The 13,177-nt window shown below is 61.5% G+C and carries 11 protein-coding genes; 3 read left to right on the top strand and 8 right to left on the bottom strand.

Annotation, left to right across the window (positions count from 1 at the left end; genetic code table 11):
• Positions 1–430 precede the first annotated feature (430 nt).
• Positions 431–1,222 carry a DUF4037 domain-containing protein gene (locus OU26_RS08875; RefSeq protein ID WP_026647001.1) on the top strand — a complete coding sequence of 264 codons (792 nt, stop codon included), beginning with the start codon at positions 431–433 and terminating at the stop codon, positions 1,220–1,222.
• Between the two features lie 54 nt (positions 1,223–1,276).
• Positions 1,277–2,767, top strand: a complete 1,491-nt coding sequence (locus OU26_RS08870; RefSeq protein ID WP_026647002.1) for an esterase/lipase family protein — start codon at positions 1,277–1,279, stop codon at positions 2,765–2,767.
• Between the two features lie 7 nt (positions 2,768–2,774).
• Here OU26_RS08870 and OU26_RS08865 read toward each other — a convergent pair whose 3' ends face one another.
• The 4 genes from OU26_RS08865 to OU26_RS08850 all read right to left on the bottom strand — a co-directional run bounded on the left by OU26_RS08865 (position 2,775) and on the right by OU26_RS08850 (position 7,652).
• A complete protein-coding gene (locus tag OU26_RS08865) occupies positions 2,775–3,965 on the bottom strand; it encodes a pyridoxal phosphate-dependent aminotransferase (RefSeq protein WP_026647003.1) in 1,191 nt (396 codons plus the stop codon).
• Between the two features lie 115 nt (positions 3,966–4,080).
• Positions 4,081–4,758: a TetR/AcrR family transcriptional regulator gene (locus OU26_RS08860; RefSeq protein WP_026647004.1), complete on the bottom strand. Its 678-nt coding sequence runs from the start codon at positions 4,756–4,758 to the stop codon at positions 4,081–4,083.
• 143 nt (positions 4,759–4,901) lie between these two features.
• Entirely contained in the window at positions 4,902–6,110 is a 1,209-nt protein-coding gene (locus OU26_RS08855) for a DUF2974 domain-containing protein (RefSeq protein WP_026647005.1), read from the bottom strand.
• A gap of 336 nt (positions 6,111–6,446) precedes the next feature.
• Positions 6,447–7,652 carry a DUF2974 domain-containing protein gene (locus OU26_RS08850; RefSeq protein ID WP_026647006.1) on the bottom strand — a complete coding sequence of 402 codons (1,206 nt, stop codon included), beginning with the start codon at positions 7,650–7,652 and terminating at the stop codon, positions 6,447–6,449.
• Between the two features lie 131 nt (positions 7,653–7,783).
• On the opposite strand from OU26_RS08850, the gene OU26_RS08845 reads away from it, so the two are divergent.
• The gene (locus tag OU26_RS08845) at positions 7,784–8,569 is read left to right on the top strand and encodes a mechanosensitive ion channel family protein (RefSeq protein WP_026647007.1); all 786 of its coding nucleotides are present in this window, start codon (positions 7,784–7,786) and stop codon (positions 8,567–8,569) included.
• A 103-nt stretch (positions 8,570–8,672) separates the two neighbouring features.
• Here OU26_RS08845 and OU26_RS08840 read toward each other — a convergent pair whose 3' ends face one another.
• The 4 genes from OU26_RS08840 to OU26_RS08825 all read right to left on the bottom strand — a co-directional run bounded on the left by OU26_RS08840 (position 8,673) and on the right by OU26_RS08825 (position 13,106).
• Positions 8,673–9,791 (bottom strand): CPBP family intramembrane glutamic endopeptidase, encoded by a 1,119-nt coding sequence (locus OU26_RS08840; RefSeq protein ID WP_026647008.1) that lies wholly within the window; start codon positions 9,789–9,791, stop codon positions 8,673–8,675.
• Between the two features lie 113 nt (positions 9,792–9,904).
• Positions 9,905–11,041 carry a D-alanine--D-alanine ligase family protein gene (locus OU26_RS08835; protein WP_026647009.1) on the bottom strand — a complete coding sequence of 379 codons (1,137 nt, stop codon included), beginning with the start codon at positions 11,039–11,041 and terminating at the stop codon, positions 9,905–9,907.
• 74 nt (positions 11,042–11,115) lie between these two features.
• Positions 11,116–12,114: an NAD(P)H-dependent glycerol-3-phosphate dehydrogenase gene (locus OU26_RS08830; RefSeq protein ID WP_026647010.1), complete on the bottom strand. Its 999-nt coding sequence runs from the start codon at positions 12,112–12,114 to the stop codon at positions 11,116–11,118.
• Positions 12,115–12,224: 110 nt separating this feature from the next.
• The gene (locus OU26_RS08825) at positions 12,225–13,106 is read right to left on the bottom strand and encodes a lysophospholipid acyltransferase family protein (RefSeq protein WP_026647011.1); all 882 of its coding nucleotides are present in this window, start codon (positions 13,104–13,106) and stop codon (positions 12,225–12,227) included.
• Positions 13,107–13,177 lie beyond the last annotated feature (71 nt).

Raw genomic sequence — 13,177 nt, 5'->3', positions numbered from 1 at the left:
AGACCGCTTCGATCATCGGCACCTTCCTGGTGGCCACAACCACGTCGATCACCGGCAACGCGTCGCTCGGCGTGCTGTCGATCGCCATCCTGCTGGCCGTCGTCTCATGTTCGAGACCAGCACCGAGCGCGGTCAGAAGCACCAGCACGCCAGCGACGGCGGCCACAGACGCGCCGGTTCGTGCCAGACCAGCCTTCTCGGCCAGCTTGCCGGCGGATTCGATCGCGGCCGGTCAGCTTGGACTTGTCGACAGTCTGCGCGGACGGCATCGCACCCGTGGACTTAAACCGCCCTATCGTGGAGCCAAGGAAACCGAGATTTGGAAACCAGCCAAAAATCGACAGTTACCGATCGGTATGTTACGATGGAAGCGTTTGCATAACGTGGTGCAACGAGGCATCACTCAGGCAATGAGGCAGAGAGGTAAACGATGTCATTGGTTGATGAATTGGTTGTGGCAATGTCCGTATGGCCGGAAGTGGAGGCCATCACATTGGGCGGTTCGCGCGCCGCCGGAGACAACGATAAGAAATCCGATTACGACGTGTATGTGTACGTCACCGCAACCGTGCCGGCGGAGCGGCGGCGTCGGCTGCTCGACAAATATTGCGGTCATATGGAGATCGACAACGATTTCTGGGAGACGGAGGACGACTGCACGCTCAACGACGGCGTCGGAATCGACATCCTGTACCGCAATCTGGACCGGTTTTCGGACAACGTCGCCGATGTAGTGGAACGGTTCCACGCGAACAACGGCTACACGACGTGCATGTGGCACAACATGCTCACCAGCAGAATCCTGTTCGACCGCGACGGACGGTACGCCGCGGCCCGCCAACGCTTCGACGTGCCGTTCCCGGAAGCGCTGCGGCGCAACATCATCAGCCGCAACATGCGCCTGCTCACCGGCAATCTGCCGTCGTACGACAAGCAAATCCGCACGGCCGCGAGCCGGGGTGACAAAATCGCCGTCAACCATCGCGTCGCCGCGTTCATGGAATCGTATTTCGACGTGCTGTTCGCGCTGAACCGCCGCACCCATCCCGGCGAGAAGCGCCTCGGCAGGATCGCCGAACGCGATTGCGCCATCCTGCCCAAGGATTTCCGCGCGAATCTCGACACCTTGTTCGATTCCATGTACGCCGATCAGAAGACGTTCAGCGAGACCTTGAGCAGAATTGTCGACAATTTACGGCAAACCGTCGATAACAGGCTGTAATTTTACAATCAATAGAACATTTCCTACGAAATCCATAACATGCAACACAACACCATGGCGGAAACACTTTGGCTGGCCATCGATGCGACCATCATCGCGGCGGTCGCGAACTGCGTATCCCCGTTGGTCAACGCGCATCTCGGCAGCACAAATCTGGCACTGGTCGTGATCGGCGCAATCGTCACGAGCGTGGCCGCAATCGCGATGCCGGGCATCCCGACGCACCCAAGAAAGCTGCGGGACAGCAAGCTGAAGATTTGCTACCGGGCCGTGGCCGCGCTGAAGGTGTTCTGGTGGTCGGCGGCGTTCTCGGTCGTCATGCAGACGGTGCTCGCCTTCCGCCTGATTCCGTCGGATTGGAAGCTGTGGATCTGCGGAGCGGCCTCCTGTTTTCTGGTGGAGAGCCTGCTGTTCTGGCGAGGCATGATCGCCGCGTACGTCAGTTCCGTGCAGCTTGGCGTCAAAACCCGCGCCATGGGAATGATCTGCGGCTGGATTCCAGTCGTGAATCTGGTCATGCTGCTCAAGATCATTCATATATTGGATACAGAGACCGTCGTGGAGGAGGCGAAGGAACGGCTTGACGCCAGCCGCGAGGACGAACGGATCTGCGCCACGAAATATCCGATACTGCTGGTGCATGGCGTGTTTTTCCGCGATTCGGACGTGTTCGATTATTGGGGGCGCATTCCCGACGAGCTGCGGCGCAACGGCGCGACCATCTACTACGGCAACCATCAATCGGCAGCCTCCGTACGCGACAGCGCGCGCGAACTGACCGAACGTATACGGGACATCGTGGGAATGTCCGGATGTGGCAAAGTCAACGTGATAGCGCATTCCAAAGGCGGACTCGACATGCGCTACGCGATCGCCCGTTGCGGAGCCGCGCCCTACGTCGCGTCGCTGACCACCATCAATACGCCACATCGTGGTTGCGGATTCGCCGATTATCTGCTGTCGAAGGCCTCCCCCCTCACACGGCATCGGGTGGCGTCCGCCTACAACGCCGCCGCGGAACGTCTGGGAGACCCCCATCCGGATTTCCTGGCCGCGGTGCGCGACCTCACGCAGGCCGGATGCTCGAATCTGAACGCTGAGATGCTCGCGGAGCCCTTCCCCGCTGCTCAAACCGCTCGCGGCGTTCCGAATAATGCCATGACCAGCGGCATGTCCGCCAACACGGACGACGGCGTGGACGATGGCACGGACACCGGCTCCGCATTGGCGGAACCGGTAAACAACGGACAGTTCGCGGGCATCATATGCCACAGCGTCGGCTCATGCCTGAGGCATGCGACTGGCGGCAGGTTCCCTCTGAACTTCACGCATTCGCTGGTCAAATGGTTCGACGGGCCGAACGACGGACTGGTCGCCAAATCATCATTCCCGTGGGGCGACCGCTTCACCTGGCTTGAGCCGAAGGGCAAGCGCGGCATCTCGCATGCGGACATGATCGACCTGAACCGCGAGAACATCCCCGGATTCGACGTGCGTGAATTCTACGTCCAGCTCGTCGCCGAGCTCAAGCAGTGGGAGCTGTGACGCGGTCTCAGAGGCCGTACACCTCGTGCACGAAACGCTCGAGAGCGCCGATGGAACGCTTCACCTTGTCGGTGTCGATGCAGTACGCCATGCGGAAGTAGCCAGGAACGCCGAAACTGTCGGACGGCACGAGGATCAGGTCATAATCCTTGGCCTTCATGCAGAACGCGTTCGCGTCCTCCTCCAGCGCCTTCGGGAAGATGTAGAACGTGCCGCCGGGGCGCACCACGTCGAAGCCCAGACGGGTCAGCGCGTCGTACAGCAGGTTCATGTTGGTCTCGTACACGGACAGGTCGCTCGTCTCGTCCACCACCTTGGCCACAGCCAGCTGCGCGGTGGAAGACGGGCAATTGTGGCCGGTTCCGCGGCTGATCTGTCCGCACATCGGCACGATCAGCTCGGCGTCGGTGGCACGCGGATTCACGGCCACGTAGCCGATGCGCTCGCCCGGCAGCGACAGGGACTTCGAATACGAATAGCAGGACAGCGTGTTGTCGTAGAACTTGCTCGGATACGGCTGCTCGCCGCCGTCGAACACGATCTCGCGGTACGGTTCGTCGGAGATCAGGAAGATGTCATGGCCGTACTCGACCTGCTTGGCCTTGAGCACCTCGGCCAGATGGGTCAGCGTCTCGGCGGAGTAGACCGCACCGGACGGATTGTTCGGGGTGTTGATGAGCACCGCCGCGGTTCCCGGGTTCAGCGCCTTTTCGAAGGCCTCAAAGTTGATCTGGAAGTTCTCAGTGTCCGCGGGCACCACGGTCAGGTGCGCGCCGGTGCCGTTCACATACGGCTGGTATTCCGGGAAATACGGGGCGAAGGTGATCACCTCGTCACCCGGCTTGGTCACCACGCGCAGCGCGTGCGCCAACGCGCCCGCCGCACCCGTAGTCGGGAAGATGTAATCAGCCGTGTAATCCATGCCGAAGCGGCGGTTGAGGCTGTCGGCGATCGCCTTGCGCACCGACGGAATGCCCAGGGAAGGCGAATAACCGTGCAATGCCACTGGCTCGGCCGTCTTGTACAGGTCGATCACGGCGTCCGTGTAATCCTGCGGGCACGGCACGCTCGGGTTGCCCAGCGAATAGTCGAATACGTTCTCATAGCCGATTTCGGCGCCGCGCGCGGTCGCGTATTCGCTCAGCTCGCGGATCACGGATTTGCCGCCGAGCATGGCCTTGTAGGCTTCGTTGATCATGGAACAACCTCCCTGTCGTGCTGTTGCGTGCGCGTATCATGCGCCCGCCGCGCCCTGGAAGAGCGCCGCTACAGACGTTTCTACCACCGACAAGTCACGACATGCGGCACATCGTTCACTGTTCGGCTTTCTGTTCGGCTTCGCTCTGCACGCCCTGCCCCGCCACGAAACCACTGCTGAAGATGCGCTTCCAATAACCCAGCATGTCGGTTTTGGACATGGACATGAACAGGCCCGTGGCCAGCACCGCCAGATCCTCGTTGAACACAGCATCCATCGGCAGCTGTTCGTGCAGTTTCGGCCAGCGGCGCAGCACCGCGAGCATACCTCCGACGGTGAAGTCGAGCATCAGATCGGTTTTCAGGTCGAGATGATCCGCGTCAAGCCCCAACACGGAAATCAAAGTAAGCCTGCCGAATTCCCGCATCGATTCGACCAATTCCGGCGAACTGTGCGAGCCGGCCAGCAGGGCGAGACGGTCGAGCCGCTGACGCTGCTCGGGATCGCGCAGCAACGCGGTCACATGCTTGCGCCATTCGGTGCCGGGATCGAAGCTCGCGTCGGGCGTGCCGGGCATAGGCGTGTTCTCCACGGCGTGCAGGATGGCGGAGTCGGCAAGCTCGGGCAGTCCTGCGAAATGGTAATAGAAGGAATTGCGATTCACATCCGCCGTCCGCACGATGTCGGTGACGGTGATTTTGCGGTATTCCCGTTCGGAAAGCAGTTCCCAGAACGCGTTTTCGAGACGTTCCTTCGCTGGCAGAATCTCCGAATCGCGGCGTGGACGTGGCATGGTCCCCCTTATGGACGGTCGCTTCATATACGCAACGCGGGTTATTATACAGACTGTCTAGAACAAACTGCACACCATGTCGCATTTTATTGTGGCGATCAACGACGGACGCTTCGTCCCGCCATACCATCACACGCGACCACTCACTTGCGCCGCACCTTCGGATTGCGGGCGAGCGCGGCCTGCAGCATAATCACCAGCGCCTGATTCAGATTGCGCCGATCCTCGCCGCTCAATCCGACATAAGTGCCGAGCATTTCTGGAATGACCTTCGGGCCGGCCGCCATCATCGCGGAGATGCTGCCCGCGCCGGACGCCTCAAGCACCGCGAACAACGCGTCCACCGCGCGTTCCCGCTGCTCCTTGGACAGGTTGGCCAGCCATTTGTTCAGCGCCTTGTTGAAAGTGACCGAGCTGCTGGCCACATCCTCCACCTTGTCGAATTCGTCGCCGTGCATCCGCCAGGAGAACGCGAAATGCTGCATAATGCCCTCCACGTCGGACTTCACCACGATGCAGCGCTCCGGGGTTTCCAACACCATGCCCACCACCGACGAGTCCGGCACGATTTTGACGATGCGGCCGCTCACGCTCGAGTATTCGAAACTATTCACCACGGCCTCGGGAAATCCGGGGCCATCCAGCGAATAGATGCGTTCGATGCGGTCCTTCACCCCGTCCTCAGCGTTCATCGCCGCATAAACGGCCAGATTGCCGCCTTTGGAATGGCCGGTGAGCACGATCGGAACATCCTTCCACAACTCGGCCACCCTGGCAAGATAGTCGGCGGCGGTCACCTGCGCCGGCACCGGGTATTGGAAGGCCATGTTGAAGTCCTCCTTCCAACCCACGAGCGAATCGTCAGTACCGCGGAACGCCACAACCAGCATGCCGGACGGCAGGCGATAGGTCGCGGCGGCGAACTGCGTCTGCTCATCGCCGTCGAACTGCTCGAGAAAAGCGCCCATCTCAATGCCGGAAAAACGCGGATTCGCGGCGATGGCATGGTAGAAATCGTGCGTCACCTGCGGATCGACCAAGCCCACGTTCTCGACATTATGGTCGGGCACCGCGCTTCCATGGTGCAGCTCGTCGTCGGCGCGCGCGATCGTCACACCGTCGAATGGAGGTTTCCGCAGCATCCGCACGGAGCATATGGGATGGCGCGGGTCGAATTGCTTCACACGGTCACGCAACGTGCCGTATCGCGATTCGATGTCGTCAAGCCGCGGCACGCATTCCGGCACGTCGTCGTACGAAAGCTGCGCGAGCACGAGCGCGTCGGCCTCACGGAAGGGAAGCTCGCCGAAATCGCGCGTCTCCGTACGCGCGTAATCGATGATGTTGCCCATTGCACACCCCTTTCGCAGCCGTCGACATTCCGCATTCCATTATGCTTCCACAATTATGCGTCCGCACCGCACCATCCTACGTCAGCGAACGGGGATGCATCCGGATCATCAGCGCCCCGATGCCCTCCATTGCCCTTCTTATGTGTCATTTGCGCGGCACTCGTGTGTCATTTGCGCGGCACTTATGTGTCACAATTCCATTTTTCACGCCTTTTCGAGGATCGTGACACATGAATCGGCCGAAATGCGGCTCGGCAACCATCCCGACCAGCCGTTGCATCCGCCCATAGCCCCGCCTCGGCACGCGCTTCAGCCCGCCTCGGCACTCAACCCGCTTCAGCCCTCGCGCACCGCCTTCGCCGCGCTGACCGGAATCGCCTTGATCACCGCCCTGATGAGTCCGCGCGTCTCCCGATCCGTATTGCGCGCCGCCTCCACAATCTTCGGCAGCGAATCCGTCCAATGCTCCACCAAATCGGCGATATTGCCGTATCCCGCCGCCGCGAAGATCCCGTAGATCTGGTCGATGGCGCGCTCGCGCTGCTCCTGGCTTACGGTGTCAAGCCACCCGTCGAGGGTTCGTTTGATGAGCTGCGCGCCGGCCGTCAGCTCGTCCACCTGTTCGAAATCGCCATTTTCCGCCACTTGCCAGCTGTTTCCCATATGCTGCATGATGCCGATGGCATCCGCTTTGACGATGCGCACTGGCGCATTCGATTGCAGCAGCATGCCCACGACGGACGATTCGGGCACGGTTTTGCGGATACGCGATTCGATTGCACGGTACGCCTGACCGCGCACCGTCGATTTCGGAAGGCCCGGCCCGTCATGGGAAAAGATGCGGGAGATCCGTCTGTTGCGACCCCGCACTGGCCCACCCAATGAGGGCAGCAATCCGAGCCGCCGCGCGCGCTCGCCAGCCACTTCGATGTCATCGTGCGCGATACGCATGGCCGCATACACGGCCATATTGCCGCCTTTCGAATGCCCGCCGAGCATGACCGCGGGCGAATCGCCCGACGAAAGGAAACCTTCCGACCTGTCCAGAATCGAGTTCACATACCGATACGCGGATTCCTGGGACGGCACCGGGCAACGCACCGCCATATTGAAATCCTCCTTCCATCCGACAAGCGTGCCATCGGTGCCACGGAAGGCTACATACAGCGAATCGACGGACCCGCAACCCACGTCGAACGTCATCGCGGCGAACTGCTGCTGTTCGCGCTCGCTCAGACGCTCCGCGTACTCGCCGACACGCAACGCGCGGAAACGCGGCGATTCGCAGACGGCACGCAGCAACGCGAGCCGATACTCGTTCATATCGAAGGAATTCGAAACGAACATGTCGTCATAGCTTTCCGCACGCAGCAGCTCTCGAATCGGCACCGTCGCCACCGACCTCGCCTCGCCGAACGCCGGAACCAAGCCGGAAAGCCGCATATATGAGAGCTCAGCCAGCACCAGCGAATCGACATCGCCGAACGGCAGCTCCGCGAATCCATGAAACTCGCGCCGCACATAATCCACGACATTGCCCATGTCGCACCCCTTTTCGCTGTCCAACGCATCCTACGGAATCCATTATGCTCCGCTGCGGCCAGCCGGCGGATCAGGAATCATCCAGTCAATCGCAAGCGTTGCGCAACGTCCCCTGTGTAGACTAGGCAGCCATGGATCCAGTTGAAATTCTCATGCACTGGCTTGCCAAAAACTACAGCAAGCTCATCCTGCTCGCCGTCGTGCTCATCGTCGCCGCGCTCATCGACAAGGCGCTCACCAAGGTGGTGCGTCGCGTGCTCGACAAATCGCAGGTGCCGAACGCATCCATCTTCGTCAACATCCTGCGCGTGGTGGTGTGGGTGTTCGCCATCGGCACGCTGCTGCAACCGGTGTTCGGCATCAATCCGACCACCCTGTTCACGGCGCTTGGCATCGGCGGTCTTGCGGTGTCGCTGGGCTTGAAGGATACGATCGCCAATGTGATCGGCGGATTCGGGCTCATGCTCGGCCGCGTCATCCAGCCGGGCGATTACGTCAAGGTGGCGGGCGTCGCCGGCACCGTCAAGGACATCAACTGGCGTCAGACCATCGTGCGCGAGCGCAACGGCAACGAGATGGTCATTCCGAATTCCATTCTGAACACCGCCTCGCTGGAAAAGCTCGACCCGTCGAACGAGTGCCTGGTGTCGGTGCCGTTCACCGCGAAGGCGGGCGTGGATGTGGAGCGTATGAAGGCCGACATCGTCAGCACCGTGGAACATGCGACCGTGGGGCTTGCCAACCCGCAATACAAGCCGGTGGTGAAGCTCAACGGCTTCACCCCGTACGGCATCGACGGCACGATCTACGCGTTCGCGAAAAACGACCTGCTGCTGTCCACGATGGCGGATGCGGTGGCGCAGTCGATCGCGCATGCCGATTATCTTGAGCACCGCGCGGTCGGCAGCGGCGAATAGCGGCAGCGGCGTGCGCAACGCACGCAACACAAGCTATGCGGGCAACAGAAAGGCCGACCGGGAACGTATCCCCGGCCGGCCTTCATAATCCGCGCGACTGCGGCTATAGGAACAGACTGATCGCCGTCAGCAGCACCGTGAGCACGATGAACGTGATCATGCCGACGTTGCCGTACACGGTTCTGGCGCCGGTCCCACGCGGCAGCTCCTCCGGCGCGGTGTAGAATTCGGCTTTCCTGAAGTTGCGTATCAGCAGCACGAATCCGGCGAGAATCACGGCGCCGTACAGCAGGAAATAGACGACCATGATCGCCAGTCCGGCGATGTTCTGCGAAGCCCACTGCTCCATCGCCACCGTGTTGCCGTTTTCCGCGGCCTCGGACACCTTCTCCAGCTGGTCCAGGTCGACGCGCGTCAGAATCCACGGCGCGAGCACGCCCCCGTTGAAGTTGACGATCATGTGCATGGCCGTCGAATAACGCAGCTTGCTGGTGCGCGTGTAGACGTAGCCGAACATGATTCCCAGCAGGAACGCGTAGAAGAATTGGAACAGGTTCATGTGGAACAGGCCGAACGCCAGTCCGGACAGCAGAATCGCCGTTTTCTCGCCGTATTTGCGGGTGCGGTCGATCAGCTGCTTGCGGAATAGCCATTCCTCGAAAATCGGCCCGACGATCACTAGGAAAACGACGTTCCAAATATTCGTCTGCATGGCGAGATCGGAGACGCGGTCCGTCGCCTCGCCGTTGGACAGCGCCATCGACAGCATGCTGCCGACCACGCTGCCAAGCCACATCATCGGCAGACACATGAGCAGCAATTTGAAGAACAGGCCCGGTTTCATGTCGAATTTGCGGGTTTCGATGACCGTCGATTTGCCCATGAGCATCACCGCGACCGGCATGGCGATCAGATACAGCGGCACGCCGGAGCCCACGTACGTGACCCAGTTCGGCACGTCGCCCTTGCCTCCCGCGACGGCGTACAGCGCCCTTTCCAGCACCGTTGCGAGCGCGTACCAGATGACCACCATCAGGCATAGGCTCGCACCGATTCTGGAGAAGTCGCGTCGCGCCCGTTGCAGCCATTCGACGAATGGATTGCGATATGGATTATTGCGATTGTCGATCGGCGGCTGCGGCGATTGCGGGCTGTTCGGCTGGTATTGCGGAACCGGCCCCTGCTGGTATTGCGGTTGCTGCGGAAATTGCGGAAACGTCATGGTCACCTTACGAAGAGCAAACAAAAAAGCTGATATTCAGCACTGTACTACCAGTACTCTGAATATCAGCTTGAAATCTCACCACGCAGGGGTGTCACACGGCGAGCGCCGTCTCAGCGCAGCACGCCTTCGATCAGCTTGGTGATCAGGTCGGTGTAGCGCACGCCGGTGGCCTCCCATGCCTTGGGGTACATGGAGATGGACGTGAATCCCGGCATGGTGTTGATTTCGTTGACCATCACCTTGCCGTCCTTGGTCACGAAGGTGTCCACGCGGCTCAGACCGGCACCGTCCACGGCGACGAACGCCTTCTTGGCGGTTTCGCGCACGAGGTTCAGCGTCTCCTCCGGCAGGTTGGCGGGCACTTCCACGTGGCTTGCGGCGGAGTCCATGTACTTGCTGTCGAAGTCGTAGAACTGGTCGTCGCCCTCGGCACGCTTGTCGAGCACGATCTCACCTGGCCAGCTGGCCTGCGGCGCTTCGCCGGCCTTCGGGCACAGCACCGCGCATTCGATTTCGCGCGCGTCGATGCCCTGTTCCACAAGGATGCGCCAATCGTGGTGGGACGCTTCGAACACGGCGGCCGCGAGTTCGGCCGCATCGCCCTCATGCTCCACCTTGGTCACGCCGAAGCTGGAACCTGCGCGGGACGGCTTGACGAACAGCGGATACTGCAAGCCGGCTTCGCTAACCTGCGCCATAATCGCATCGGCATTCGCCTTGAATTCGGAAGCCTTGTCAAAGGAACGTGCGTCGAGCGTGATGCCGGGCGCAACGGGAATGCCAGCGGCGGCGAGCAGCACCTTCGTGTAATGCTTGTCCATGCAGGCGGCGGAAGCGAGCACACCGCAACCCACGTACGGAACGCCCATCATTTCGAAAAGACCCTGGATGGTGCCGTCCTCGCCGAACGGTCCGTGCAGCACCGGGAACACCGCGTCCACATGGCCGAACGGGGTCAGCGTGCCATCGTCCTCGCGGGCGAAGAAGCCATCCTGGCCGAGAGCCACCTCAAGCACCACATCCTTGACACCCGGGGTCTTCTCCACGGTAGGCAGGCCTTCGTCCAGGCTCCATCCGAGCGGATTCTCGCCGTTGACGATCCATTTGCCGTCCTTGGTGATGCCCACCGGAATGGCTTCGAACTTGTCCGTGTCCAGCGCGCGCAGCGCACTCGCAGCGGAGATGCAGGAGATCGAATGCTCGTCGGCCTTGCCGCCGTACATCACCACAATGCGCTTTTTTGCCATATCTATAGCCTTTATTCCTTAACTTTTATGACTTTTCAGGATTTTTGCCAAGCATCCAGCATACAAGCCGGTTGTTACTCCTCGGTGATGCCCTCGCCGAACAGTTCGGACAGCATCTGCGCGCAGGAGATGCCGTCGTCCAGCACGTGGCTCATGGCCGTGGCCAGCGGGGTCGGCACGCCGTACTGCTTGCCCAGCGCCACAACCGCGTCGGTGGTCGGCACGCCTTCAGCCACGCCGTTGCTCACCTTGGTGGCCTCTTCGACGCTCAGCCCCTTGCCGAGGTTGGAGCCGAACGTGTAGTTGCGGCTCAGCGGGGAACCGCAGGTGGCGATGAGGTCGCCCACGCCGGCAAGTCCGGCGAAGGTCTTCGGATCGGCTCCGGCCGCCTCGCCCAGCGCGGTCAGTTCGGCAAGACCGCGGGTTTCGATCATGGCCGCGGTGTTCTCGCCGTAGCCAGCGCCACGGGCCATGCCCACGGCGAGCGCCACCACGTTTTTCAGCGATCCGCACATTTCCAGGCCGATCACGTCGCGCGTCACGAACGCACGGAAATAGTCGGTGGTGCAGGCGGTGGCGATTTTGCGCGCGTTGTCGAGGTTCGCGCAGGCGACCACGGTCGCGGCCGGCTCACGGTCGGCGATCTGCTTGCTCAGGTTCGGTCCGGAAATGGCGGCGAAACGTTCCTTCGGCAGGTCGAGCGTTTCCATGACGACTTCGTCCATACGCTTGCCGGTGGTGCGTTCGATGCCCTTCATCAGGGATGCCACGAGCGCGGTTTCGGGGATGAGTCCCTTGAATTCGGCCAGTGCGACGCGGGCGAACTGCGCGGCGATGGCCACGATGACAATGTCAGCATGAGCCACGGCTTCGGCGCGGTCGCCGGTGGCGGTCATGTTGTCCGGCAGCTTCTCCACGCTGGGCAGACGCACGCCGTTATGGTGATGGTCCCGGATGCCTTCCACGATTTCCGGTTCGATGGCCCACATGGTCACGTCGTTGCCCGCGTCGGCAAGCACCTGACCGAAGGCCGTTCCCCACGCGCCAGCGCCCAGTACCGTCACATTCGCCATTGTTCAGCTCCTTGAATTGCTCCGGCCGCCCGTCGCGGGCCGCCGCGTTCCAACACTTGCTCTATGCTACCGCCGACCACGCACACTGCAACCGCCGACGCGACGGACAGTTAGTCCTTCACGCGGCTCATGGTGCGGTAGTCCCAGTAGCCGTCAGGCGCCTGCTCGCCGCGAATCTCAGCCATGATCTCGGTCATGCGCACGCGGATGCGGCGGGTCAGCTCGTCGGCACGATCGGTCGGCACGTCCTTGCCCCAGGAATCGCAGCCATCCAGCAAATCCGAATAATCGAGCGCCTCATCGAAGCACATCACCACATTCTTGCGCGGCCACGGCCACCAGTGGTTGATGCTCGCCGCACCCCACGTCACGGAACAGTACAGCGGCACCTGGTAGCCGAGCCGACGCGAGGCCTCAAGCGCGATCACGCCCACGCCGTTCTTCATGCTCATCGGCCACTTCTGCGGGTCACGTGTCACGGTGCCTTCCGGCCATACGGTCAGGGGACGACCGGAGGTCAGAATCTCCACGGACGTCTCCTCAATAGCCCTGGCCTTGCCGGCACGACGTTCGACCGGCTGCATGCCGACCAGCTGGAACCATTTGCCGATCAGCGGCCATTTGGCCATCTCCGCCTTGGCCATGTATCGCGGACGGCGGCCCTGATGGAACATGGAAACCATCGGCACGAACACGTCGTACATGGTCACATGTGTGGCGGCAGTGATGAATGGACCGGTTTCCGGCACGTGCTCCAATCCCCAAACGCGGATTTTGCTATGCGTGCGCATGACCAAGTCGCAGCCGGTCAGCAGACGCTGCGTGGCCTTGGGATGCTGCGCTTCGATTTCCGCGGTGTTGGCCTTGCGCGGGCCGGTCGGGAAATCGTGGGTCGGATCGACCAGATGATGCTTCTTCGCGAGTTTCGCCACTTGCTCGTCGCTCAGCGGCTTCACCGCGGAACGAGGCGACGGTTTTCCTTTGGATGCCATGGCTCCCATTGTGCCACCGCCCGCCGATACGCACATATGGCAAAGCCGGCACCCGCGCGATGCGGATGCCG

The organism is Bifidobacterium ruminantium DSM 6489 (assembly GCF_000770925.1).
Classification (GTDB): Bacteria; Actinomycetota; Actinomycetes; order Actinomycetales; family Bifidobacteriaceae; genus Bifidobacterium; species Bifidobacterium ruminantium.
The sequence above is the reverse complement of the archived record's forward strand: the minus strand, read 5'-3'. Positions and strand labels throughout refer to the sequence as shown.